This is a genomic window from Maritalea sp., assembly GCF_051251695.1.
In the GTDB taxonomy this organism is placed as follows: Bacteria; Pseudomonadota; Alphaproteobacteria; order Rhizobiales; family Devosiaceae; genus Maritalea.
On sequence record NZ_JBPOEU010000022.1, the window covers coordinates 1 to 24,671 of the forward strand.

At 50.8% G+C, this 24,671-nt stretch carries 19 protein-coding genes; 7 read left to right on the top strand and 12 right to left on the bottom strand.

Annotated features, from left to right (window positions below; genetic code table 11):
* Positions 1 to 307: 307 nt before the first annotated feature.
* Positions 308 to 691, top strand: coding sequence for a hypothetical protein (locus tag ACSHWX_RS13390; protein ID WP_435668730.1), 384 nt, complete (start codon positions 308 to 310; stop codon positions 689 to 691).
* 94 nt (positions 692 to 785) lie between these two features.
* Here ACSHWX_RS13390 and smc read toward each other — a convergent pair whose 3' ends face one another.
* The 8 genes from smc to ACSHWX_RS13430 all read right to left on the bottom strand — a co-directional run bounded on the left by smc (position 786) and on the right by ACSHWX_RS13430 (position 13,393).
* Positions 786 to 4,244, bottom strand: a complete 3,459-nt coding sequence (gene smc / locus ACSHWX_RS13395) for a chromosome segregation protein SMC (RefSeq protein WP_435668731.1) — start codon at positions 4,242 to 4,244, stop codon at positions 786 to 788.
* A gap of 30 nt (positions 4,245 to 4,274) precedes the next feature.
* Entirely contained in the window at positions 4,275 to 4,967 is a 693-nt protein-coding gene (locus ACSHWX_RS13400) for a thioredoxin domain-containing protein (protein WP_435668732.1), read from the bottom strand.
* Between the two features lie 625 nt (positions 4,968 to 5,592).
* Positions 5,593 to 6,147, bottom strand: a complete 555-nt coding sequence (gene rsmD, locus ACSHWX_RS13405; RefSeq protein WP_435668733.1) for a 16S rRNA (guanine(966)-N(2))-methyltransferase RsmD — start codon at positions 6,145 to 6,147, stop codon at positions 5,593 to 5,595.
* A 74-nt stretch (positions 6,148 to 6,221) separates the two neighbouring features.
* Entirely contained in the window at positions 6,222 to 7,868 is a 1,647-nt protein-coding gene (locus tag ACSHWX_RS13410) for a pseudouridine synthase (RefSeq protein ID WP_435668734.1), read from the bottom strand.
* A 48-nt stretch (positions 7,869 to 7,916) separates the two neighbouring features.
* Positions 7,917 to 8,558 carry a hypothetical protein gene (locus ACSHWX_RS13415; protein ID WP_435668735.1) on the bottom strand — a complete coding sequence of 214 codons (642 nt, stop codon included), beginning with the start codon at positions 8,556 to 8,558 and terminating at the stop codon, positions 7,917 to 7,919.
* A gap of 88 nt (positions 8,559 to 8,646) precedes the next feature.
* Positions 8,647 to 9,120: a signal peptidase II gene (lspA, locus tag ACSHWX_RS13420; protein ID WP_435668736.1), complete on the bottom strand. Its 474-nt coding sequence runs from the start codon at positions 9,118 to 9,120 to the stop codon at positions 8,647 to 8,649.
* A gap of 5 nt (positions 9,121 to 9,125) precedes the next feature.
* The gene (ileS, locus tag ACSHWX_RS13425) at positions 9,126 to 12,080 is read right to left on the bottom strand and encodes an isoleucine--tRNA ligase (protein ID WP_435668737.1); all 2,955 of its coding nucleotides are present in this window, start codon (positions 12,078 to 12,080) and stop codon (positions 9,126 to 9,128) included.
* A 326-nt stretch (positions 12,081 to 12,406) separates the two neighbouring features.
* Positions 12,407 to 13,393, bottom strand: a complete 987-nt coding sequence (locus ACSHWX_RS13430; protein WP_435668738.1) for a bifunctional riboflavin kinase/FAD synthetase — start codon at positions 13,391 to 13,393, stop codon at positions 12,407 to 12,409.
* A 213-nt stretch (positions 13,394 to 13,606) separates the two neighbouring features.
* Between ACSHWX_RS13430 and ACSHWX_RS13435 the strand changes: the two genes are divergently transcribed.
* Both ACSHWX_RS13435 and ACSHWX_RS13440 read left to right on the top strand, forming a co-directional pair.
* On the top strand, positions 13,607 to 13,999 hold the full coding sequence (locus ACSHWX_RS13435; protein ID WP_435668739.1) for a response regulator: 393 nt from the start codon (positions 13,607 to 13,609) through the stop codon (positions 13,997 to 13,999).
* Complete coding sequence (locus ACSHWX_RS13440) at positions 14,000 to 14,638, top strand: protein phosphatase CheZ (protein WP_435668740.1); 639 nt, start codon at positions 14,000 to 14,002, stop codon at positions 14,636 to 14,638.
* 13 nt (positions 14,639 to 14,651) lie between these two features.
* Here ACSHWX_RS13440 and ACSHWX_RS13445 read toward each other — a convergent pair whose 3' ends face one another.
* Positions 14,652 to 15,509 (bottom strand): TIGR01459 family HAD-type hydrolase, encoded by an 858-nt coding sequence (locus ACSHWX_RS13445; protein ID WP_435668741.1) that lies wholly within the window; start codon positions 15,507 to 15,509, stop codon positions 14,652 to 14,654.
* Positions 15,510 to 15,531: 22 nt separating this feature from the next.
* Positions 15,532 to 16,773: an EAL domain-containing protein gene (locus ACSHWX_RS13450; protein WP_435668742.1), complete on the bottom strand. Its 1,242-nt coding sequence runs from the start codon at positions 16,771 to 16,773 to the stop codon at positions 15,532 to 15,534.
* A 215-nt stretch (positions 16,774 to 16,988) separates the two neighbouring features.
* Between ACSHWX_RS13450 and ACSHWX_RS13455 the strand changes: the two genes are divergently transcribed.
* Together ACSHWX_RS13455 and ACSHWX_RS13460 are read left to right on the top strand one after the other, a co-directional pair.
* A complete protein-coding gene (locus ACSHWX_RS13455) occupies positions 16,989 to 18,449 on the top strand; it encodes a sigma-54-dependent transcriptional regulator (protein WP_435668743.1) in 1,461 nt (486 codons plus the stop codon).
* Between the two features lie 6 nt (positions 18,450 to 18,455).
* Positions 18,456 to 18,914, top strand: a complete 459-nt coding sequence (locus ACSHWX_RS13460; RefSeq protein WP_435668744.1) for a GNAT family N-acetyltransferase — start codon at positions 18,456 to 18,458, stop codon at positions 18,912 to 18,914.
* On the opposite strand, the gene ACSHWX_RS13465 is transcribed toward ACSHWX_RS13460, so the two are convergent.
* Together ACSHWX_RS13465 and ACSHWX_RS13470 are read right to left on the bottom strand one after the other, a co-directional pair.
* Entirely contained in the window at positions 18,904 to 20,751 is a 1,848-nt protein-coding gene (locus ACSHWX_RS13465) for an ArnT family glycosyltransferase (RefSeq protein WP_435668745.1), read from the bottom strand. The two genes, ACSHWX_RS13460 and ACSHWX_RS13465, sit on opposite strands and share 11 nt — an antisense overlap.
* Positions 20,751 to 21,890 carry a glycosyltransferase gene (locus ACSHWX_RS13470; RefSeq protein ID WP_435668746.1) on the bottom strand — a complete coding sequence of 380 codons (1,140 nt, stop codon included), beginning with the start codon at positions 21,888 to 21,890 and terminating at the stop codon, positions 20,751 to 20,753. Before ACSHWX_RS13470 ends, ACSHWX_RS13465 begins: the two co-directional genes overlap by 1 nt.
* A 324-nt stretch (positions 21,891 to 22,214) precedes the next feature.
* Between ACSHWX_RS13470 and ACSHWX_RS13475 the strand changes: the two genes are divergently transcribed.
* Together ACSHWX_RS13475 and groL are read left to right on the top strand one after the other, a co-directional pair.
* Positions 22,215 to 22,505 carry a co-chaperone GroES gene (locus tag ACSHWX_RS13475; RefSeq protein WP_435668747.1) on the top strand — a complete coding sequence of 97 codons (291 nt, stop codon included), beginning with the start codon at positions 22,215 to 22,217 and terminating at the stop codon, positions 22,503 to 22,505.
* Between the two features lie 66 nt (positions 22,506 to 22,571).
* The gene (gene groL, locus ACSHWX_RS13480) at positions 22,572 to 24,221 is read left to right on the top strand and encodes a chaperonin GroEL (protein WP_435668748.1); all 1,650 of its coding nucleotides are present in this window, start codon (positions 22,572 to 22,574) and stop codon (positions 24,219 to 24,221) included.
* Positions 24,222 to 24,671: the final 450 nt, after the last annotated feature.

Here is a 24,671-nt window from a genome sequence, read left to right on the forward strand (position 1 = left end):
CCCTACGGGCCTTCCCCGGCACCCCCGCGGTTTTCATCGCCGCCGTCGGCCCTACGGGCCTTCCCCGGCACCCCCGCGGTTTTCATCGCCGCCGTCGGCCCTACGGGCCTTCCCCGGCACCCCCGCCAATTGGTGCATCACACTTATTCGGGACAAGAAGCGGCCACACTCTCCCCTCATCCTGAGCTTGTCGAAGGATGGAACAACACGCACCACATCCATGGTTCGACAGGCTCACCATGAGGGCGTTGCTGTGACCCAGCTTTTATCCAGTTGACTTGGAATGCGTTTGTTTTAAGTTACGCTAATGTTTAGAGTATGTTTCGTTTCAATGATGCTGGTGATCCCAGCAAGCGCACAGGTCTCCATCGATCAATATATGGAATTGGCATGCTCAAATGCTCCCAAAGTTTGCGAAAGCGGCAAAAAGATAGCGCGTCGAGCCGCCAGCTGCATCAAACTCCCCGAGCCTGTGCCCAGTGAATATCAGTTCCTTGCAAGGATTTTACTTGAGAACGGCGAAGTTAAATTCATAAGCGTCGCTCCTGGCGCAGCCACTTTCACTGCATGGCAAAAAGAAGCTGTTGCAGCGATAGCCGATGGTGTCACCAAATGTGAACCATACATTGATGTACCGGTGAGGGCCGTTATTGAGTTCACACCTGCACTTGTACAGTCTGACTGGCGTTAACATAACAACATTCTGCGCGGAATGGAATGCTAGTGCGTTAGTTATCACGCAATTTGAGGCGCTTCCCGTTAGGGTACATAAATCGCCAACGTCCTCAAACCGCCTCCAAGAACGTCTCAGCAGTCGTCAAGTCAACCGAAACCAAATTCGAAATGCCGCGTTGGGCCATGGTGACGCCAAATAGGCGGTCCATGCGGGCCATGGTGATTGGGTTGTGGGTGATGACGACAAAACGGGTCTCGGTTTTGGCGCGCATTGAGTCTAAGAGATTGCAGAAACGCTCGACATTCGCGTCATCCAGCGGTGCATCAACTTCGTCGAGCACACAAATCGGGGCCGGGTTGGTGAGGAATACAGCGAAGATCAGCGACATAGCGGTCAGCGCCTGCTCGCCACCCGAGAGAAGCGTCATGGTCGTTGGCTTTTTGCCTGGTGGCTTGGCAATGATCTCAAGACCAGCTTCCAGCGGATCATCACTTTCAATGAAGGTCAGCTCCGCAGTACCACCGCCAAATAGCTGGGTGAACAGTTCCTTGAAGTGCGCATTGACCTTCTCAAACGCTTCGGTCAGCCGCGCTCGACCTTCGCGGTTGAGGCTGGAAATGCCGGTGCGCAATTTTGCGATGGCCGCGATCAAATCTTCGCGGTCGGTCACCATGGTTTCGAGTTTTTCTTGAACTTCTGTGGCTTCTTGTTCAGCGCGTAGGTTAACACCGCCAAGGCGTTCGCGTTCACGCTTCAATCGATCTAGCTTGGCCTCAATCGCATTTTCGTTGGGCAATTGTTGTTCAGGTTTTAGCCCTGCGATTTCGGCGGTTCGGTTGGCGCTGACATTGAGTGTTTCAATAACATTTTGTTCGACTTGCAAACGCTGTTGACCCAGCGATTTCAGGCGTTCTTCAATGCGGGCGATTTCTTCGCGCACTTTTGAAAGGGCAGCAATGGCATCCCGCGCCTCGCGGTCTTGGTCTCGGTGCGCGGTTTCCGCTTTCGCAACTTGATCAGCTGCGCGTTGGCGTGCCAGTTCAGCGTCTTCAATTTTGTCTTCCAGCGCACGGCGCTGGTCCGCGAACTGGTCCGGTGCGCTTTGCAGTTCTGCAAGCTGTGTTTCAATTTCCTGTTGTCTTGAAGACAGCGACGCAAGGTGCTCTTGCGCATCGCTGAGGCGCTTGTGCCAAGACCCGCGCTCGTTGGTTATCCGGCCTAAACGCTGTTCACGCATACGGGCTGCGTTCTCAAACCCAGCTAAGCGCAACCGCGCCTGATCCGCCTGCTCGCGTAGCCTTGTTAGATTTGAATTTTGTGCCTCCATCGCCCGCGCCAAATCTTGGTCATCTTCAATAATGGCCAACGATGCCTCAGCGTCTTGAACGACCAACACAACTTCGTCGCGACTTGATTTGAGCCGAATTGTTGCTTCCTCCAACGCACTGCGGCGAGAAGTGAGATCAACCAAGCCTTTTTGCGCTGCTTCTACAGCTGCCTGAGCGGCGTTGATCGATCGTTGGGCCTCTTTATAGGTATCTCGGTATTGGCGCTCTTGTTCGCGGCAAACGGCTAAGCGTTCTGATTTTTGCTGCACACCGGTGCGTACTGCATCCAACTTCACCCCATGGGTTTGCCGCTCTGCGTCAATATCGGCCAACCTATTGCGTTGCGCCAATCGTTGCGCCGCAGCCGTTGGGGCATCGCCGCGTGCAACAAAACCATCCCAACGCCACAGATCGCCTTCAGGGGTCACCAGCGTTTGTCCCGGTTTCAACGCCAACATCAAACGTTCGCCATCGGCCTTCTCGATGACACCAATTTGGTTCAACCGTCGGGTGAGCAATGCTGGGCCCGTCACAAATTCACTGAGCGCTTCCACGCCGTCGGGCATTGGCGCGTCTGCACTGTGATCTGCGGGAGCCGACCAAAAGAGTGGCGCGGCTTCGTCGGATGATGCATCCAAATCATCGCCAATTGCGGCGCCTAGGGCCGTTTCATACCCCGCCTTCACTTCAAGCGCGTCGACGATGGCAGGCCATAATGATTGGTCGTGCAGGTCAAGCATTTTGCTGATTGCTTGTGCTTCAGCATCCAATTTGGTGATTTCGGCTTCAATGGCCGTCAGTGCGGGCCGCGCCTCGGTCAGTTCAATATCTGCTTGCCGGGTTGCAGCTTCGGCTTTGTCTGCTTCAACTTCTGCGCGTTCAGCTTGGTTGCGTGCATTGGTCAGTGCTTCTTGCCGAGCCTGTAGGGTTTTGTCCTCAGACAATGCCGTGATGATGCGCTCAGCTTCGTCAGCAACATCGACGAGTTGTCGGTTCAGTTTTTCTAACCGCGCTTTAGCGTCATCCAACGAACGCTGGGTGGAAGACTTATGCGCTCGAATTTCGCTTAACTTGTCTGCTTTTTCGCGTAACCCCAGTTCGGCTTCTGTTACAGCATGTTTCGTTGCCTGCGCGTCAGATTGCGCTTTAATATTGTCATCAGATGCACTCGCCACGTCGCGGTTGAGTTGAGCTTCTTCTTCGTCAAGATTGGTGGCCAGTTCTTGGCTTTCACCGATCAAATCAGTGTCACGTTGCGCATCGACCTTAACCTGAACCAGACGACCCTCTAGTTCACCTTTGCGCTGATTGGCGCGTTTGGCGTCTTCTTCAAGTTGAGTGAGGGCAATTTTGAACCGTTGCAATGCCGCGGCGGCCTCGGCCTCCACTTGGCGCAGCGGCTGCAATTGTGCGTCAGAAGTCTCAAGCTTCTTTTTCGCCGCGAGGTCGAGGTGTGTCGCGTCGGCCAACAAATTGACGAGCCGCGCATGGTTCGCTTCGGTCTCTTTTTCTTTGACCTTCACGGCAACCCAACGCAGATGCAAAAGCGTGGCTTCTGCCTTGCGAATTTCTCCTGACAACCCACGATAGCGTGTGGCTTGTCGCGCTTGGCGTTTAAGATTTTCCAACTGGGATTCAACGGCGGCGATGATGTCATCGACACGTTCAAGGTTGCTTTCAGCAGCCCTTAACCTCAACTCTGCCTCATGGCGGCGTGAATGAAGACCAGATATGCCAGCAGCTTCCTCTAAGATCGCACGGCGTTGTTTTGGTTTTGCGGAAATCAGCTCGCCAATTTGACCTTGGCGTACCATAGCTGGCGACCGGGCCCCGGTTGAGGCATCCGCGAACAGCAATTGCACATCGCGCGCTCGAACTTCTTTGCCGTTAACGCGGTAAACTGAGCCATGTTCGCGCTCAATGCGACGGGTGACTTCCAACTCGTCCGCATTGTTTAAAACCGCCGGGGCGGTGCGGTCTTTGTTATCAAGGAAAAGGGTAACTTCGGCAGTGTTACGTGCAGGTCGATTTGCGGAGCCTGCGAAGATCACATCGTCCATGCCCGAGGCGCGCATGTTCTTAAATGAGTTTTCACCCATTACCCAACGCATCGCTTCGACAAGGTTGGATTTGCCGCAACCATTTGGTCCCACCACACCGGTTAGGCCGGGTTCTAGGTGAAGGTCTGTTGCATCGGGGAAGGACTTAAAGCCTGTGAGCCGAAGGCGCGAAAATTTCATCGCGCCCCCCGTTTCATCAGGTGCGCTAACTTATAATAGTGGGTCGATCTCTTTTGCGAAATCTTCAACCGATATTACTCCAGCCAGCTTTTTGCCGTTCACATAAAATGTCGGCGTTGCTTCCAAGCCAAATTCTTCTAAAGCTTGATTACGTGTCTTCTCTAGTCCCTTGAAAAGCTCTTGGTTTGTCAAGCAGGCTTCGAATGATTCCTGTGTAAATCCGTTATTTATTGCCACTTGAGCCATCGCAGCCTTGGAATTCTCACTTGTGGCCCAAGATCGCATGGTTTCAAAATACGCGCCCGTTAGCTTGTAATAGTCAGCAGCAGGGTCGTCGCATGCCGCTGTCATGAACACAACGGCGTCCAAAATGGAGCGCGAAAACGGACGCATTGAGAAGCGCACTTTGCCCGTATCGATGAAGGTTTTCTTGAAGTCAGGAAAGACCTGTGTGTGAAAAGTAGCACAGTGTGGGCAAGTCGGTGATGCATATTCAATCACAGTGACTTTGGCGTTCTCGTCGCCCAACCACTTATCTTCAAAACCCAATGGTTTCATCAAATCGCCTGTACGGGTGATTTCTTCTCCACCGGAAGCGGTGTTGTCAGCATTGACTTGGGTTTGGGCGTTGGCTTCTGAACTCGCAGGGTTATCGCAACCCGCAAGCATAAGGGCACCAAAGCTTGCGCCTGTAACCAGGGCTGTTCTACGGTTGAATTTCACGTCACCAAACTCCATCTTTTTCTTTGTTTTGAGATGTTACATATGTGAAACGTGGCCGCAAGAGGGCAAAATGGAACCTCCACCTCACATTGAAGTGATTGAGGGGCATTTTCGCGCCGGCGTTAGTCGCTGCGCGCAGCAATTTTTGGCGCTCACGCCGCTCAGCATTTTTTGGCGCTCACGCCGCGCAGGCTGGCCCGGCACCCAACATCTTTCGCGCCGCCGTTGGTCGCTACGCTCCCGACCCCGGCACCCCCGCCATTTGGTGCGCAACACAAACGCCCACTCCAGGCCTCATCCTGAGCCTGTCGAAGGATAGCGCGATCACCCGCCCCCGTGGTTCGACAAGCTCACCATGAGGGCTAAGTTATGCAACCTTGCCTTCTTTCTTGCCGCCGTTGGTCGCTATGCTCCCGACCCCGGCACCCCCGCCATTTGGTGCCCAACACAAACGCCACTCCAAGCCTCATCCTGAGCCTGTCGAAGGATGGCGCGATCACCCGCCCCCGTGGTTCGACAAGCTCACCATGAGGGCTAAGTTATACTTCGCGCAGGGCAGAAAATTGCAAAGCCCGGCTTTAGGCCATCATGGAAACTGCGGTACGCCCCGTGTGCGAAAAATCCTCTATCCTCTTCGGCAAATCAGAATTTTGGTGTCGCCATAATTGCGTTGATCAAGTTCGGTTAGACCCTCGGGAATTGTAACTTCCGCTGACTTCGCCTCTTCCCAAACAATGATGGCATCATCAGCAATCCAACCGCCAGCAAGCGCGGCAGCGAGTGCTTTTTCGCCTAAGCCTTGACTGTATGGAGGGTCAAGAAAGACCAGATTACAGGGGGGGATACGCTGAACTTGCCCCAGATCCGTCGCATCGCGGCGTAGCATACGTGCTTGGCCAGCAACGCCGAAATCTTGGATGTTTTCACGCATCAGCGCCCGCGCTTCAACGCCTGTATCCACAAACGTTGCGTGTTCCGCCCCGCGTGAAAGGGCTTCTAAACCCAATGCGCCGGTGCCTGCGAAAAGATCGAGCACCCGCACTTCGTGAAATGTCGGGCCAAAATGGTTCGCTAGAATGTTGAACAAGTTCTCGCGCACCCGGTCAGACGTCGGGCGAATTTCGTCCGTTTCAGGACTATGCAATGATTTGCCGCGAAATTTTCCTGCAACGATGCGCATTCATTCTACCTTTGTGACGAGCCTAGCGGCTCGGCTTATGCCAATTACGCGACTTCTATAATTCTAAAACGCGGCTACTTACGCGTTTTAGGAGGCGCGCCGCGACGGTTCGGGTTCGAATTTGCATTGGCGTTGCCCGGGCGGCGACCCGCAGGTTTGCCACCAGTAGGCTTACCGCCGGTCGGTCGCCCACCCGTTGGCCGAGCGCCTGTAGGTCTGCCACCAGTTGGCTTGCTTCCACCTGGCTTGCCGCCAGTTGGTTTGCCACCAGCGCGGGATTTGCCGTAACCACGACCATCGTCCCGCGTTGCGGATACAAAGGTTTTGTTCTTACCGCTACGTCCGCGACTGTCTGGACGATCCGACGTGGTCCCACTGCGCACGGTAGGTGCCCCTACACGAGCAGATCCATCTTCACGATTTACAAATGCGCCACGGCGATCACTTGCCGTCCGGTCATCCCGGCGTGGGCCTCGGCTCTTGGCAGATTGTGGCCGTCCGCCACGTTCTTCGAACGATTTGTTTTTGCTTGGCGGACGAGCACTGCGATCAGCATTTCCACCACGTGCATCTGGCCGACTGCGGCCTTCAGGCTCGACCCGAGGCTTGCGGCTACCACGGTCATCGTCTTTTCCGCGCGAAAACTTACTGTCACGAGAACCGCCTCTATCGTCTCTATTGACGAATGGTCTGTCTTCACGACGTCCACCACGGCGATCATCGTCACCTTCTTTACGTGGAACTGGCGTATCAATTATTTTGGTCCGACCATCGTCAAAAAACACCTTTGATTTTGGAGTTTCTTCTTCAGGCCACTTGTTTTCATATTTCTTGCGCACTGGCCGTACCGGACGATCAACGCGACCATGCGGTTTGCCGCGTACTGGCTTTTCGCCTTTTTTGGGCGGTCTTTTGTTTTCAACTGGCACAGAAGGCTCGTCAAAATCTACGCCAGCATCCTTGATCAGTTTAGCGCTGAGCTGATCTTTGATCACACGCGCTTTAATTGATTGGATTTCGCCTTCCTTCATCTCATTGAGCTGGAAGGGACCATATGACATGCGGATAAGACGGTTCACGTCCAACCCAAGCGCCGCAAGTACATTTTTGACTTCGCGGTTTTTGCCCTCTTTAAGCGAAACAATAATCCAAGCGTTTGCGCCTTGTTGGCGTTCCAGCTTTGCTTCGATCGGGCCATAGTGAACCTTATCAACGGTGATGCCGTCTTTAAGCTCATCCAACTTCTCTTGGGAAATGCGACCATGGGCGCGAACGCGGTATCTGCGGGTCCAGCCTGTGGATGGCAGTTCAAGAACGCGTTTAAGTCCGCCCTCGTTGGTGAGCAACAACAAGCCTTCTGTATTGATGTCCAACCGTCCGATGGTCAAAACGCGCGGCATGTCTGCTTTGTCGAACTCTTCGAACACGGTTGGTCGGCCGTCAGGATCGCTTTCGCTAACGACGAGGCCAACAGGCTTATAATAAGCCCACATACGTGTCGGCTCTTTTTTGGCCAACGGATTGCCATCAATCGAGATCCGATCTTTTTCGGTCACATTGTAGGCAGGTGTTTTGACGATTTTGCCGTTGACCGAAATGCGCCCTTCTTCGACCCATGTTTCAGCCATGCGGCGTGAACAATAGCCAGAACGGGCAATTACTTTGGCGATACGCTCGCCGTCACGCGATTTTTCAGGCGCGTTTTTTTTGTCAGTCGCCATCATTTGGCTCCGAAATGAGAAAGTCTGTTGGCGCGGTGTAGCGGTTTGTTAGTTGCCTTGCAATGCCGCACGTATCTCTGCGGGGCATAAAGCGCTGTCTAGCGGCACCAAATCGCCGTTTTCAGCCAAACAAATCAGATCGTCGCCATTCACTTTGGTGAAATAACGTTCTGGTGGCAAATAGAGCGGACGGTTTTTGCCGCTTGTGCGCGCTTTGGCATAGGCTTCACGCTGCTCGCGGAACCGACGCGAAATTTCTGACATTTCCTCAGGAGTAAATGCACGACCTTCTTTGCTCGCCGAATTCAGGTCAACCACACGAGCACCACGCAATAGGCGAATTTCGTTTGCGGTTAGCTTTTCCGTATCCAGCAGAACTTTGTCGCTATCCTCAGGCAATTGAGCCGAAGCGGTTCTTTTGGTTGGGATTGGCAAGAACTTTGCGTCTTTAGGCAAAACCAAAGGGGCGCGTTCCGACGTCACGTCATCTTTTTTAACTTTGGGGACAAGGCCAAGACCCTGGGCGGTGCTGGTCAGCACTTCGCGCTCGAAAGTCTCACCATCTTTAAAAGCATTAGTGCCTTCAACCGTGGTACATGCTGCTAGAGCTAAAAGTGAGACGCAAAGGCCCACAGTTCGCAAAGGGCGCGCTGCCGATTTCATCGACCAATTGATTTTCGAAAAACTCATGCGTTGCGTCCTTAACTCTAACTCACCCCGAACAATACCATCTGTCCGCACTTACCCCAAAGCCGCTAACGGTAGAATGGGGCAATTTTTAGGTTTCACTGCCTTTTGATGTGAACATATCCCACACTAACGCCGCAAGGCCAAGTGCAATTGCTACATCAGCAAGGTTAAAAATATACCAGTTATAGCCAAACGCGTGAAACGAAAAGAAATCCGCAACCGCGCCATAGATAAACCGATCAATGATATTGCCAACTGCGCCGCCAAGGGTAACAGCCAGTCCCCAGCGCACCAAATTGGAAGGCGATGTCGCCCACCAATAGGTAAGCCCGGCGCAAGCCAACAGCATTATACCGATCAGTCCCCAAGCTGGAATGGCGGCAAAAAGGCCATAGGAAATGCCGGGGTTCCACACCAAAACATAATCAAAGAACGGCGTTACGGTGATAAACTCACCGCCTTGCCATCCCAAAATTTTGATCATGTAAAACTTGTGGAGCTGGTCGATCAGCGCGGCCAAAACGAAGGCAAAAATCGATTTGTGTGCGAAATTTGCCTTCATTTCAATTATGCTCCAGCCAATTCACGCAATGCTTGTGCATCACGCAAGGTTACGTCCGGATAGTCTTTGTCTGTTCCGACTTCTGGCAAAACCTTCCAAGAGCGTTCGCACTTGTTGCCTTGCGCCTTTTTCGGCACAACAGAAACACCGGGCACATCGTCGAGGCGGAATGCGTCGGCTGGGCCTTCGTTCTGCAAAACGTTTACTTGGCTGGTAATGGCGATTTCAGCGGCATCTTGGCCATGCAATGCCACATAAAGATCTGCGTCAGCAATATAGATATCTGGTGCAGATTCCAAAGATGAACCAATGCGTTTTTCGCGGCGTTCGATTTCCAATGCACCGGTGACAACACGGCGTACTTTTCTGATCTTTTGCCATTTGGTTTCAAGATCATCATTCAACCAGCTTGCAGGAATTTCTGGGAATTGGCGCTTATGAACGGACGAGCCATCCTCTGGATTGCGCTCCAGCCATACCTCTTCCATCGTGAAGGCCATGATGGGCGCAAGCCACGCGGTCAAACAATCATAAAGCGTGTCGAGCAGCGTCAGCGAAGATTTGCGCACCACACTGGATTTCGGATCGCAGTAAAGCGCGTCTTTGCGAATGTCGAAATAGAACGCAGACAGGTCCGCCGTCATGAAGTTAAACAGCGTCGAGAACACCCGCTTAAAGTCATAATTCGAATAGGCGTCCCGCACTTCTTTGTCCAGCTGCGCAATCCGGTGCAACATATATTGCTCGAGTTCGGGCATGTCCGCAGCGTCAACTTTTTCAGCTTCATCAAAATGCGCAAGACTGCCCAGCAAAAAGCGCAATGTGTTGCGCATTTTGCGATAAGCATCGACCGTAGTTTTAAACGCTTCATCACTCACTCTTACATCTTGAGTATAGTCGATTGATGCAACCCATAGGCGAACAAGATCCGCGCCGAATTTCTTGATCAGGTCTTGGGGTGCTGTGATATTGCCTAATGACTTGGATTCTTTACGGCCATCTTTGTCCATTGTAAAACCGTTGGTGATCACGGTTTTAAACGGCGCAACACCACGCGTGCCGCAGGCTTCAAGCAAAGATGATTGGAACCAGCCCCGGTGCTGGTCTGAACCTTCTAAATAAACATCGGCTGGCCAGGCATGGTCTGCACGCTTTTCCAAAACAAAAGCGTGGGTTGAGCCGCTGTCAAACCAAACATCCAAAATGTCGGTGACCTTTTGCCATTTGGCGGGGTCATGATCATCGCCAAGGAAACGCTCGGCAGCGAATTCTTCAAACCAGGCATCCGCGCCTTCATTTTCGAAAGCGTCGGCAATGCGTTGGTTGACCGCCTCATCCTTGAGCACTTCGCCATCTTCATTGACAAAGACGCAAATTGGCACGCCCCAAGTGCGTTGGCGCGACAATACCCAATCAGGTCGTCCTTCAACCATTTTGCGCAAACGGTTTTGGCCCAATTCAGGCACAAAGCGTGTTTTATCGACCGCGTTCAATGCGCGGGAGCGCAATGTATCGCCCTCATCGCCAATGTCACGGTCCATATAAACGAACCATTGTGGGGTGTTGCGGAAGATAATCGGCTTTTTAGAGCGCCACGAATGCGGGTAAGAGTGTTTTACGCGGCCACGGGCAATCATATTGCTACGGGCTGCCAACTCAGTGATCACCTTTTGGTTGGCGTCGCCTTTTTTACCTTTATCGTCGATGATCCGCGCGCCTTCAAAGCCCGGCGCATCTTTGGTATAATAGCCGCCATCATCAACACAGAATGGGATACTTGGATCAATGCCCCGAGCTTCTAAAGCGATGGCGTTGTTCATCCAGATTTCAAAGTCATCTCGACCATGGCCGGGCGCCGTGTGAACAAATCCAGTTCCCGCCTCGTCGGTGACATGTTCGCCGTCCAGCAATGGCGTTGTGTGGTTGTATGCATCAACATGACCAGCAAGCGGATGCTCACATTCAACCGATGCTAAAACATCTGCAGGCACATCTGCGATCCGGTTGAAGGCATCAACCCGGCCTTTTGCAAACACGTCCGCGGCCAAGGCATCAGCTAGTACGAGTTTTTCACCGACATTGACCCAATTGTCTTCCGGCGCCTCAGTCACTTCATAAAGGCCGTAAGAAATGGCACTCGAATATGAAATTGCGCGGTTACATGGGATCGTCCACGGTGTGGTGGTCCAGATGGCAATTGCCGCATCAAGAAGTTGTTCGATCAACCCTTCTTGCGCCGATGTACCGCCAGCAGCCGAGACAGGGAACTTCACCCAAATCGCATCGCTTTCGTAATCGTGATATTCGATTTCAGCCTCCGCCAATGCGGTGCGTTCAACAACGGACCACATCACGGGCTTTGAGCCGCGATAAAGCTGGCCAGACATCGAAAATTTCATCAGTTCGCGCGCGATTTGTGCTTCGGCGTCATAGCTCATGGTGATGTATGGATCGTCCCAATCACCATTTACACCAAGGCGTTTGAACTCTTCGCGTTGCACGTCAACCCAACTATCGGCAAACTCGCGACATTCCTTGCGAAACTCGTTGACCGGCACTTCGTCTTTGTTTTTACCTTTGGCACGATATTTTTCCTCGATCTTCCATTCGATGGGCAGACCGTGGCAATCCCAACCCGGTGTGTACGCGGCGTTGAAGCCCTGCATTTGCATCGAACGAACGATAATATCTTTGAGGATTTTATTCAGCGCATGGCCGATGTGGATATTGCCGTTCGCATATGGAGGACCATCGTGCAGCGTGAACTTCTCTTTGTCTTTGGAAGTTTCGCGCAGCTCGCGGTATAGGTCCATATCTTGCCAACGCTTTAGCCAACCCGGCTCGCGCTTGGGTAATCCAGCGCGCATCGGAAAGTCGGTTTTTGGCAGATTGAGGGTCGACGAATAGTCTTTTTTTTCGGCAGGCTGGCCTGCGTCAGCATTATCTTGATGATCGGTCATTTTGTGATCAGATCCATATTTGGGAATTCGAATTGTTCGCCAGTTTGAAAGGGAAACATCTTGGTGAATTGTTTCCAGCGCATATATTGGCGAAAGTTGAAGTCATCCGACACTTCGTGCTGCGCATATTTGCGCCAGCTTACGAAGGCCGGCTGGTAATTCGCGGTATGGGATAAAACGCCCCACTAGCTATAGAGCGCAGCTTGGTGCGCGCATCATTATAGCCAAAGCTAATTTTGAACGTGGGGTTCATTTGCTTGAAAACTCTATTTCGGTCACTTCGAATAATGCAAAATTCGGGTTAAAGTCAACAATTCCTTGGTTAACTAGGCACGCGGAGCGGAGAAAAAGCCCAGTGCGTCGTCCAACAAAGAGATAGCCTGCTCGTTCGCCAGATTGGCTTTAGCTTCGATACTATCTTGGTCCATCGCTGCGATCAGTTCGTCAATACCATCAAAATTTTTCTCGCCGCGTAGATATTTGGTCATCGCCACTTCTAACTTGTCGCCATAAATTTCGCCGCTAAAGCCAAATATGTGGGTTTCAAAAAGCGCTTTGCCATTGTCAAACATTGGGCGGCGGCCATAGGCGGCAACACCGTCGTACCGTTTGCCATTATGCAGCACCCGAACCGCATAAACCCCTAGTTTCAAACCTTCAAACGGCGACAGGCTAATGTTGGCCGTTGGGTAGCCCAATTCCCGGCCCCGTTTATCGCCGTGACTGACCTCACCGGTGATGAAGAAATGATAGCCCAGCAAACTGTTGGCCAAAGGCACATCGCCGTCGCGCAACGCATCCCGCACGCGAGAGGAAGACACAGGTATTTGATGATCATCTAGCATTTGGCAGATTTTGACTTCAAACCCATGGTCCTGACCAGATTTGGCCAAAAAATCAGGCGTGCCAGCGCGTTTTCTCCCAAAATGGAAATCTGCGCCAACTGCAACAGCACTTACGCCGATAGAATCAACCAAGAAGTCCGCCACGAACTCTTCTGCTGTTTTGCCGGCCAAGTCTTTAGTGAATGGCAGCACAACAATTCCATCAAACCCAAGCGCTTCAACAAGCCGCGCTTTTTGATCGCGCTCGGTTAGCCGAAACATAAAAGGTTTTTCAGCAAACACATCGCGAGGATGGGGCTCAAACGTCAGCACAAGCGCAGGTTTTCCTAGCGCTTTAGCTTTGTTCCTTGCCGCTTCAAACACCGATTGATGCCCAAGGTGGCAGCCATCAAAATTGCCGATCGCGATGGTCGCGCCGCGCAAATGTGCAGGGAACTGAGAAAGGTCCTCAATAATTGAAAACGCCATAGTTGCGCTGATCCTTTTTGCCTTCACAGGCAGACATTTCAAATGTTGCGCTGCAACCTGCCCTTTTGTGTGAATTTTTGCAAGCGCGAGATTGGCCGAAACCGCGCTGAACTCATCTATGTAGTTTCACGCAAGGGTTGGTTTACATCCGTTTCAGGGCAACCTTGTATGCTTTGCGTAGTTCGTGTTGGAAAAAGGTATTGAGGACCAACCATGGAGTTAAATAAAAACATGCGTATTCTGATCGTTGATGACTATGCGACGATGCTTAGAATTTTGCGCAATTTGCTAAAACAACTTGGCTTTGAAGATGTGCATGAGGCTTCCGACGGCCAAGCGGCATTAAAACAGTTTGAAAATAACACATATGATTTGGTTATTTCAGATTGGAACATGGAGCCGATGACGGGATTTGATTTGTTGCGCGCCGTGCGCTCAAATCCAGAAACCGCCGAAACAAAATTCATCATGATCACCGCCGAAAGCGCCACAGAAAATGTGATTGCGGCCAAACGCGCAGGGGTCAATAACTACATTATCAAGCCATTTACATCAGAGATTTTGATGGGCAAAATCGAGGCTGTCTTCCAGCAAAGGGTGGCTTAAATGAACCATGCACCCGTAAAAGCTGATCCCATTCCAGATCACAACGCATCCTTGGACACGGTAGAAGAAAACCCAATTCCGCTGCGCGAAGTTATCGCCATGGCGGAAAAGGTAACCTCAGCGCTTAAACCGCTTGTGCGTAGCCTTGATAAATCGATGTATCGCGAACTCAAAGATATGCTTGATTCAATTGAGGAATTACGCGGCGATCTGTCTAAAGTCGGTGCCGACGATATCTTCTCCCGACGCATTCCTGAAATGGGTCGCGAATTATCTGCCATTGTTTCGGCCACCGAAGTGGCGACGAATACAATTATGAACATTGCAGAAAAAGTCGTTGAGGCAGACAAGTCGGACCCGGCGGCCTATGCCAAATCGGTTGAACAGCACATGATGGCCATTTTTGAGGCCTGCACGTTTCAGGATTTAACAGGTCAGCGCGTGACGAGGGTCATTCAAACCGTTGAAGTCATTGAACAGCGGATCGAATTATTGTGCCATATGATCGAGAGCAACCAAATCACCACCGTCGCATCAACGGTCAGCGACAGCGAAAAACGCAATCAATCTCGTTTGGTCCGAGGCCCGGCAAATGAGGGCGAAGGCATCAACCAAGATACAGTTGACGCGATGTTCTAACGCTTAAAAATCCTCACCATTCCAAAAATGGGCTATATCCCATGCTATTGGCACCTGTTGGCGCCAATAGTTTTTCGATTTCAGCTTCGTCGGGCGCATTCAACTCACCCAACTCATGGGCGTGAATTGAGCCGGAAATGAATAAAAATCCCGCGCCAATTTTTGCTGCGCCAGTAGCATCCGTGCGCGCACTGTCCCCAATTGCTATAACTTTTTGATCTTTTAAATCAATGCCACGGGTTTGAAGTGCCAATTGAGCGGCTTTTTCATAGATCGGGGGGAATGGTTTTCCTGCCATAATAACGTCGCCACCCACCTCTTCGTAAAGGTCTGCCAATGCGCCGCCGCAATAAATGAGCTGGTCGCCAATTTCCACGAATTTGTCTGGGTTGGCGCAGATGAAGGGCAGCGAACGGGTTTTCCAGTCCTGTATTTCGGATGTGTAGTCTTCAGGCGTGCGGCCATATTCCAAGTCCGAGCAAACAATGGCATCGGCCTGATCCAATGGCCCAAATTTAACGTCTATGCCGTCAAACAAACCATCGTCACTTTGTGGGCCCAATCGATAAATGGTCTTGCCTTGGTACGTTGCGATTAGATCGCGGGTCACTTCCCCAGAACTCACCAGCGCATCAAACGCATCTTGTGGCACACCCATGGCCAGCAGTTCGGTTACAATTTCATTTGAGGGCCGTGGCGCATTGGTCACCAAGATCACAGCAGCCCCAGAGCGGCGAAAATTTTGCAATGCCTTAACTGCGGATTGATGCACGCGCTCCCCATTATGGAGCACGCCCCAAACATCGCAAAAAGCGACATTAAACATATCGCTAAGGGCGCTCAAACCGCACCGTTCGATAGACGTTGTCATGTATTTCGTGCCTTTATTGGAATTATCGAGCAGCGCGACGGCCGGAACTCTTTTCGCCCGTTAGATCGGGCCGAACCGGAGAAGCGGCTGCAATATGGCGGCCTTGCGCTAGCGGAATTTTATCATCCAACAATTCAAGAACTTGATCCTCACTGGTGACGTTGCTCATGATCAGCCCGATGCCGAACCGTTCGACATAGTCAGCCAAGTCAGCCCGATGGAAATCGGTATAATTCAGCGGGTCTTCAATAAACCTAGCCGCATCGGCTTTTACGTACCGAACCCCACGCTCTGACAATTGTTGAAAACTCAGACGTAGAGACCGCACATTTTCAAGACAAATCCCTGCCCCGTTTTTCACCAACTCCGCAAGCGATTGCCGCTCGGCACTGTTTAAAGACTCATAAAGTGATTCAGGCATTTGCAGAACCAAACTTACCGCCACAGCGCGGTTAGTGGTCAAAGTTGCGCTGATGCTATCACAAGCTTGTTGATCGCTTAAAAGTGCTTTTGACGATGGCACAAACAGGGTTGTGGGTTCACCCGTCATATTTGATCGGTGGATGATATTTGTTGCCTGGCGCAGCAAGAATTGCTCAAGCTCCGAAATGGTGCCGGTTTGATCTTCATAATGCAGAAAATCCTCGGCGTGGTGCAAAACACCATCGTCCGTATAAAGCTTAGGCATAAGCTCGTAACCCAAGGTGCGGCGTTGCGGCAGCGTCACGATGGGTTGCAAATATTGTTCAATTTGATTGTTTGCCAAGGCGTATTTCACGGTATCAATCGAAATTGCCGGCTGGTCGCCATGAACAACCTCAAACCCGCCGCTTCCAGTTTCGGAAGAATTTTGCGTTTTTGCTGGCGCTGCATTTACCGACTGAGCCGGTTTGGATTGCAGTTCTTCCATTTCAGCAACAGCTTCGGCCAATTGGCGAACAACGGTTCCTAAAACAGAAACATCTGCTTCCAAATCATCCGCACGGTCCTTCATGTTCAGGCTAGAAAGAAACGAAACCTGATCACTCACCAGCTCAGTTGTCTTAGCAATCGTTGAAAGCTGTCGGGCAATTTCTTCTGTTTGCTGCGCCAGATAAGTCTCTGTGCGTCGGCGAAAAAGAGCTTCAACAAGGACAAAACTGGCCAGAAACGCGACAATCGTGACCAAAAAGGCCTCAATAAGCGTGAAGCCCAAAGCAAAGTAGGCCGTAACGCCAATGCTTAGGCATGCAACTGCCACAAAAAACAAAACGATCGCACGCAAGACTGTTCATTCCCTTATCAACGAGAATCCGTTGGTTACACTCATAGCATCTCCAACCAAAGGTTCAAAGAGCCCCAATACGGCGATGTGAATAACCCTAAAACCAATATATTTTCGATTATGGGTCAGTTGCACACACTTTGTTTACTCTATTTGGCAATTATTGGCACAAGCAAGAATGCTAAACGAAGACCCAGAATGGGAGAAATGCCATAATGCCTGTTGCAAATGGCTTGTCGTGTCCTACTCAAGTGCTTGTTGTTGATCGTGACAATGTTGTTGCCAACAGCTGCAGCGCACACCTTTCAAAACAATGGGGAGACGATGCGACGTGCGCGCACGTGCTAGACGGTTGCTCAGCCCTGAGTGCATTGAAAGCCGCCGAATTCGATATCGTCATTTGTGATTTCTCTTCCATCTCCGATTTAGATCCCAATACAGAAGCCGCTCTTTTGCGCCTGACCAGTCACGCGCCAAGTTCGCTTGTGCTTGCTTTGTCTGACGGTGGATCTGTCTCAATGGCCGTTGCCGCTATGCGATCTGGTGCGCACGACTATTTTGCAAAACCTGTTTCTGCCAACATGTTGTTTGAACGTTTGGAAGAGCTGTCCGTGCGGCACGGCAAACGTCGTCAATTCGCTCAACCTAAATCGACCAGCGAAGATTTGGATTTTGAAGGCTTTGTAGGCGCTTCGGCCCAGATGCAGGTGATTTACGAACAAATTGGGCGCATTGCGCCATCTGCTGCACCCGTTTTCATCACCGGTGAAAGTGGCACTGGAAAAGAAATCTGTGCAGAAGCACTACATGCCCGCTCTCCCCGATCAGAGGGTCGCTTTGTGGCCATCAATTGCGGTGCAATTCCGCGCGACCTGATGGAAACTGAACTATTTGGTGTCGTAAGAGGCGCGTTTACCGGCGCAATGGAAGACCGTGAAGGCGCAGCCGAGCTTGCAAGCAACGGCACGTTGTTCTTGGACGAAATTGGCGAACTAGACCTCAGCTTACAAGCCAAATTGCTGCGGTTTTTACAAACGGGTTCTATTAACCGGGTTGGCGAAGCAATGCCCCGCGATTTGGACGTGCGCATTATTTGCGCCACCAACCGCAATCCCATGCAATTAATCGCAGACAAACAATTCCGCGAGGATTTGTTTTATCGCTTGCACGTATTGCCCATCCACTTGCCACCGCTGCGGCAACGCCCTGCAGACATTATGCCAATTGCTGAGAATTTCTTGCGCCTATATGCCAAGGAAGAAGGCAAAAACTTTGTTGGATTTGATCGCGATACCGCTGATCAGTTCATGTCTCGCGAATGGCCGGGCAATGTACGGCAAATTCAAAATCTCATTCGCCGCATTGTCGTTATGCATGAAGGCGAGTTGGTGACTTCTCGTATGGCACGCCTTGCCGATGTTGAAGCAAATTCAGGCCCAACTTCTATGCCAGCGCCTGTGCCCAACACCCATATTCCCAACCGTCATGCCCAGAACGCGGTTGCCCAAATGCAGCCTCTTTGGCGGCAGGAACAAAAAATCATTGAGGATGCCCTTACAGCATTTAGCGGCAATATTTCGCAGGCCGCCGCCGCGTTGGAAATTAGCCCCTCAACGATTTACAGGAAAAAGCAGTCTTGGGAAAAGCTAGAAGCCCAAGAACGAAACGCTGCCTAATTTTGCATGTCCAGCAAACTTGAACTTTCCTTCACGTCCGCAACTTCGGATGATTTGGAGCGCCTGATCGCGCTTCGGCTAGAAGCGATGCGGCCCAGCCTAGAGCATTTGGGCCGATTTAACCCGGAACGCGCACGTCAGCGTTTCGTGAATGAATTTCAGCCTGAATGCACAGTGCTGGTCTTCACCAACAACGATTTGGTCGGCTGTTACGCGCTCATTCCGAAAGACAGTGCGCTCTATCTCGGCCACTTTTATGTACAGCCCCAATATCAAGGGCAAGGCATTGGACGCGTTATGATGGAACGGATTATAACTCTTGCTGAAACAGACAAAAAAGACATGTCACTAATCGTTCTAAATGAGAGCCCTGCGCACAGATTTTACGAGAGCTATGGCTTTATCGTCACCAGCTCAGACGAAGTGGAAACACATATGATGCGAAAACATGTGGCTAATCGCTGAATTCCACAGACAAATTTTCAAATCGAATTTGAACACCGCTTTTGCTTTCAAGCCGTATTTGGGATTTTCGCAGCCCCACCGCCCAATTGCGTTCCGGCACAAACTCAAACTCTTGCTTCCAGCCCGACAACGAAATGGTACCCACCAAAGTGTCATCCAGCCATAAATCAACTGTTTCTTGGGTTGAGGCCGGATCGCGTTCTATGGTGCCACTCAGCTTAGACATTTGAGTACGCGGCAAAGCGGTCAGTTCGACTGTAGGGCTGCCTATGGAAAGAATCTCACGGTTGGTAAGCAAGTTCTTTGCTTTGAATATGCGCACCGGCGGCATGGCGGCAAAACCGTTGCGCATGATCTGAACATCGCCAACCCGTTCGATTTTTTCAAACACATTGGAAAGTGTGCCGATTATCGTTTCGTCTGAGTGCCAAACAGCCGCGATATAAGCATCCGATCCGGCATGGTCGAGCAGATCAATATTAAAGGCGATATTGCGCGGGTCGTCAGCTAGACACGCGATTGGTTTGCGCCCACGAACGACGTTGTCGATCTGGCCACATTCGATCCAGAAAAAGCCTGCAACAAACGTATTTTGCGCGTCATAGACGCCTTCCGTTTCAAAATACTGATCAAGTTCTTGCCATTGCAATGCGCCGCTGGTGGGGTCTTCTCCAGGTGGGAAATAGTCCCTCGCCCAGCCAGTCACCGTGTGGGTTATCAACACACTCATGACCAACGTGCTCAATAATGCACCGATCACGAGCCACGCGATAACAACAATCCGAACCTTGTCAAAAGCAATCGCCGCAGCAGCGCCCAAAATGGGGAACAACATCATGTAACCCGGTGCTTGCCAATGGAAATGAAATTGCGCATTTGACCATGCGGCAACGGCAGTGAAAAACAGAATTGGCCCGTGGGCAAGCATGAGAAAGAAAAAGCTCATGCCATTTGGGGTGCCTGCGGGATAGATACCCGTTGGACCCTTGAAAAGGGTACGCAATCCAACCCAAAGGGCCGGCAATGCAATCCATGGCGTTATATAGATCAGCTGGCCGCCGATCATGCGCAAAAGCCAATCAAGGTGAAACGCTTCGCCAAATGCACGGCTGCCCTGAAACACAAAAGACGCCATGTCGTTTTGCATGTTCCAAATGAGCACAGGCAAAGAAATGATCGCCGCGATTAACACCGCCAAATAGGGTCCGGGGTGCAGCAACCATTTTCGCGCATCTTTGTTGAACAGAATAAACAACCCTGCCCCATAGATCAAAAATACCGCGTGATATTTTGTCATAAAGGTCAGGCCGACCCAAATGCCAACAAGTATCCAGCTTCGCAACGGCGTTCGTTTCTGCGGGCCGAAAAAGATGTCCATCAACAGCCAAACGACGACAAGCCAAGTTAGTGTCAGCGGCGCTTCCGGCTGCATCCATGATCCAATGGAGAGCGTGAATAATATCGGGATGTTGGCAATGATGGCGGTGAACAGACCGGCGCGTTCAGAATGTAGTCTCGCGCCGATGCGATAAAACATCCAAGTGGCGGCGGAAAATGTCAAAATGAAAGGCAGGCGTAGGATCACCGGCGCTTCGCTGCCGGTTAGGGTTTTGGTCAGCCAGATGATCCAAATAAAAATCGGAGGCTGATCGAAATATCCAAGGTGTAGTTGGCGGGCTGAACTGAGATAATAAGCTTCGCCAATAACCAGATCAATCGACCACGCACCCCACACCCGATAAAGGGTGGTGAGTATGATGAGCCAAATAACAGCAGTGCGAATTTGTCCGCTAGAGGCGCTGAGACGGTGCCGCAATTGCGTCTCAAACTCACTCATTATTTAACACGCCAAGTGAAGATGCGGGTCATTGCATAGTTGAACACCATTGAAATGATGATGCCTGCAATAGCCGCTAAATAAAACAGCGAGTTCTGCTCATAGATGAATGTCGAAATAGAAACATTTGCGATCGCAGGAAAGGCACAAACAGCAATAAAACTGAGCATACCTTGCCAATATTTAAAGCCACGCAGTCGCTGGTTGGCGTAGGTCAGAATATTGTTGAGATGGAAATTCGATATCATCGCCACAAGTGTTGCTAACAATTGAGCATTGGTGAAGTTGAACGCCATTCGCTCAGCCGCAAACGTTAGCGTCGCCAAATGCACAACCACGCCAACTGCGCCGACCGCAGCAAAAAGTATGAAACTAACAGGCAACAATCCACCCATTATTTTTGAAAGTGCTAATCCCAAAAACTGTGCGGCGACCAACGGACTCATTTTGCTCTCACCATCATGACGTGCTCGAAACTTGAAACCCACCTCACCAATATCCAACGGTTTACCCATGTTGCGGGCTGTAGCGATAATATCGAGTAGGATTTTAAACCCCTCACTCGAAAGCTTTGGCACCACTTGTTCAAACCGCTCACGCTTAAGCATAAAAAAGCCGGTCATCGGGTCTGAAATTTTTGCGCCCGTGATCAGGTTCGCGATCCAATTCGCAACGTTCGATCCCATCTCGCGGAATTTGCTCAGTCCCTCTTCGGCGGTTTGTCCGCCATAAAAGCGAGAGGCGAGCACAAGGTCTTTGCCTGCGCTGACCATTTCAAACATTTTTGGCAAAACAGTTTCATCATGCTGGAGATCGCCATCCATAACTGCAACGATTGGAGCCGTGCTTGAAGCCATGCCTTCAATGCAAGCTGACGACAATCCACGTCGGCCGATACGCTTAATGCAATGAACATTGGGTTTTGATTGTCCGAGCTCCTTGACGACGTCAGCCGTTCCGTCAGGGCTGTTATCATCGACGAAAGTAATCTCCCAATCGATGTCGACCAAAACGGCATCTAGCTTTTCGACCAACACGACAACATTGCCTGCTTCATTGTAAGTGGGCACCACCAGAGAAAGCTGTGGTGGCTTGTTTGCGCTCATTTGGCCAGCATCGGCTTTTGCTTTGATATCCATTGCATTCTCTTACTCGCGCTATCGCGCTTTTTGTCTCTGACAATTGTTGGCGAAAGGCTTACGCAACTGTACGCAAAAAGGCAAATATTCAAATGAGTTGGCATTCATTTGAGCCCTTTATCCCCTGACAGTAAACAAGCACATTCGAATATCATCCTACAAATTGGCCAATTTTGATGCAGAGCCAAAACAAAAATAAGGCACTTATCCTTGACTCTGCATAGTGGGCTTACTATCTGTGTGGCGTTGGTTGTTAGCACTCACCTACCAAGAGTGCTAATGGCCTTTGTTTTTTGAAACTAAATGTAAATTGAGGGAACTAGCATGAGCTTCCGTCCACTTCACGACCGTGTAGTCGTTCGTCGTGTCGATTCTGAAGAAAAAACTTCAGGCGGCATCATTATTCCAGATACAGCAAAAGAAAAGCCTTCTGAAGGCGTTATCGTTTCTGTTGGCCCAGGCGCCCGCGACGAAGATGGCAAATACATCACACCAGATGTTAAAGCCGACGACCGCGTGCTTTTCGGCAAATGGTCTGGCACTGAAGTCAAGATCGACGGCGAAGACCTGTTGATCATGAAAGAAAGCGACATCATGGGCATCATCGAAGGCTAAGTCTAGCTTTGCTAAATCTAGCATTCGTTTTACCCCATTTTTGATAAGTTCTAAGGAGCAAACATTATGTCTGCTAAAGAAGTAAAATTCGGCACCGATGCCCGCGACAAGATGCTAAACGGCGTCAACATCCTTGCAAATGCTGTTAAAGTTACATTGGGCCCAAAAGGTCGTAATGTTGTTATCGACAAATCATTCGGCGCACCACGCATCACCAAAGATGGTGTTTCTGTTGCTAAAGAAATCGATTTGGAAGACAAGTTTGAAAATATGGGCGCGCAAATGGTGCGTTCTGTGGCTTCAAAAACCAACGACGTTGCTGGTGACGGCACAACAACTGCTACAGTTTTGGCGCAGTCTATCGTTGTTGAAGGCGTAAAATTGGTTGCCGCTGGCATGAATCCTATGGATTTGAAGCGCGGTATCGATTTGGCTGTAACTGAAGTTATTGCCAACCTTGCTAACGCCAAGAAAAACATCTCCACAAGCGAAGAAGTTGCCCAAGTGGGTACGATCTCTGCAAATGGTGAAGCGTTCATCGGCGAAGAAATTGCACGCGCAATGGAAAAAGTCGGCAATGAAGGCGTTATCACAGTTGAAGAAGCTAAAACGTCAGAAACAACTGTTGATGTTGTTGAAGGCATGCAGTTCGACCGTGGTTACCTTTCACCATATTTCGCAACCAACACTGAGAAGATGACTGCAGAACTTGAAGATCCATACATCTTGTTGTTCGAGAAAAAACTCTCAAACCTACAAGCCATGTTGCCGATCCTTGAAGCTGTTGTTCAGTCTTCACGTCCATTGTTGATCATTGCAGAAGATGTTGAAGGCGAAGCGCTTGCAACATTGGTTGTGAACCGTTTGCGTGGCGGCCTTAAAGTTGCTGCGGTTAAAGCGCCTGGCTTTGGTGATCGTCGTAAAGCAATGCTTGAAGACATCGCGATTTTGACTGGTGGTCAAGTGATCTCAGAAGATCTTGGCATCAAACTTGAAACTGTAACTTTGGATATGCTCGGCACTGCAAAGAAAGTCGACATCACTAAAGAAACAACAACAATCATTGATGGTGCTGGTTCTAAAGACGACATAGAAGGTCGTGTTGGTCAGATCAAAGCGCAAATCGAAGACACTTCTTCTGATTATGATCGTGAAAAACTTCAAGAGCGTTTGGCTAAACTTGCTGGCGGCGTTGCTGTTATCAAAGTTGGCGGCGCAACCGAAGTTGAAGTTAAAGAACGCAAAGACCGTGTTGACGATGCATTGAACGCAACACGCGCTGCGGTTGAAGAAGGCATTGTTGCTGGCGGTGGCGTTGCTCTACTTCGTGCTTCATCTGCTTTGACTGTTAAAGGCGTAAATGCTGATCAGGACGCGGGCATCAAAATTGTTCAGCGTGCTCTTCAAGCTCCAATTCGCCAAATCGCAACAAACTCAGGCGACGAAGCTTCAGTTGTTGTTGGTAAAGTTCTGGAAAATTCTTCCGAAACTTACGGCTACAACGCGCAAACATCTGAGTATGGCGACATGATTTCAATGGGCATCATCGATCCTGTTAAAGTTGTGCGTACAGCTCTTCAAGATGCAGCGTCTGTATCTTCACTGTTGATCACGACAGAAGCTATGGTTGCAGAACTTCCTGCTCCTGCTGCTCCTGCTGGTGGCGGCGCACCTGATATGGGTGGCATGGGCGGTATGGGTGGTATGGGCTTCTAAGCTCACCCCTCAAACGTTTATAGAATTAAGGGCGGTCTTCGGATCGCCCTTTTTTTTTGTTTGAAGGTACGAATTGACCGAGGGTTGTTGTTGCATCCCGAGCATCTTTCGCGCCGCCGTTGGTCGCTCCGCTCGGCATTTTTTGGCGCTCACGCCGCGCACGCTGGCCCGGCACCTAGCTTTTTTTCGCGCCGCCGTCGCGCTACGCGCTTCCCCGGCACCCAGCTTTTTTTCATGCCGCCGTTGGTCGCTACGCGCTTCCCCGGCACCCCCGCCAATTGGTGCCCAACACAAGTTCTGAACAAGCGAGAAGAAAGACGGACGAAACAACTCATTGTTGAGGACCCCGGCCAACTTTTTGGCCGCTCCCGCGCAGGTGCAACAAATCTCATAGGGCGGTTTTAGCGCGTCATGCTATTTGCGGTGCGCCCCGTGAGCGAGAACAAACTG

Bases quoted from the DNA above. Each gene is read 5' to 3' on its own strand.
- ACSHWX_RS13390 (WP_435668730.1), top strand. From the start codon at position 308: ATGTTTAGAGTATGTTTCGTTTCAATGATGCTGGTGATCCCAGCAAGC.
- ACSHWX_RS13465 (WP_435668745.1), bottom strand. From the start codon at position 20,751: ATGAGTGAGTTTGAGACGCAATTGCGGCACCGTCTCAGCGCCTCTAGC.
- ACSHWX_RS13475 (WP_435668747.1), top strand. From the start codon at position 22,215: ATGAGCTTCCGTCCACTTCACGACCGTGTAGTCGTTCGTCGTGTCGAT.
- ileS (WP_435668737.1), bottom strand. From the start codon at position 12,080: ATGACCGATCATCAAGATAATGCTGACGCAGGCCAGCCTGCCGAAAAA.
- ACSHWX_RS13410 (WP_435668734.1), bottom strand. From the start codon at position 7,868: ATGGCGACTGACAAAAAAAACGCGCCTGAAAAATCGCGTGACGGCGAG.
- groL (WP_435668748.1), top strand. From the start codon at position 22,572: ATGTCTGCTAAAGAAGTAAAATTCGGCACCGATGCCCGCGACAAGATG.
- lspA (WP_435668736.1), bottom strand. From the start codon at position 9,120: ATGAAGGCAAATTTCGCACACAAATCGATTTTTGCCTTCGTTTTGGCC.
- ACSHWX_RS13435 (WP_435668739.1), top strand. From the start codon at position 13,607: ATGGAGTTAAATAAAAACATGCGTATTCTGATCGTTGATGACTATGCG.
- ACSHWX_RS13430 (WP_435668738.1), bottom strand. From the start codon at position 13,393: ATGGCGTTTTCAATTATTGAGGACCTTTCTCAGTTCCCTGCACATTTG.
- ACSHWX_RS13460 (WP_435668744.1), top strand. From the start codon at position 18,456: ATGTCCAGCAAACTTGAACTTTCCTTCACGTCCGCAACTTCGGATGAT.
- ACSHWX_RS13440 (WP_435668740.1), top strand. From the start codon at position 14,000: ATGAACCATGCACCCGTAAAAGCTGATCCCATTCCAGATCACAACGCA.
- ACSHWX_RS13455 (WP_435668743.1), top strand. From the start codon at position 16,989: ATGCCTGTTGCAAATGGCTTGTCGTGTCCTACTCAAGTGCTTGTTGTT.
- ACSHWX_RS13470 (WP_435668746.1), bottom strand. From the start codon at position 21,890: ATGGATATCAAAGCAAAAGCCGATGCTGGCCAAATGAGCGCAAACAAG.
- smc (WP_435668731.1), bottom strand. From the start codon at position 4,244: ATGAAATTTTCGCGCCTTCGGCTCACAGGCTTTAAGTCCTTCCCCGAT.
- rsmD (WP_435668733.1), bottom strand. From the start codon at position 6,147: ATGCGCATCGTTGCAGGAAAATTTCGCGGCAAATCATTGCATAGTCCT.
- ACSHWX_RS13415 (WP_435668735.1), bottom strand. From the start codon at position 8,558: ATGAGTTTTTCGAAAATCAATTGGTCGATGAAATCGGCAGCGCGCCCT.
- ACSHWX_RS13445 (WP_435668741.1), bottom strand. From the start codon at position 15,509: ATGACAACGTCTATCGAACGGTGCGGTTTGAGCGCCCTTAGCGATATG.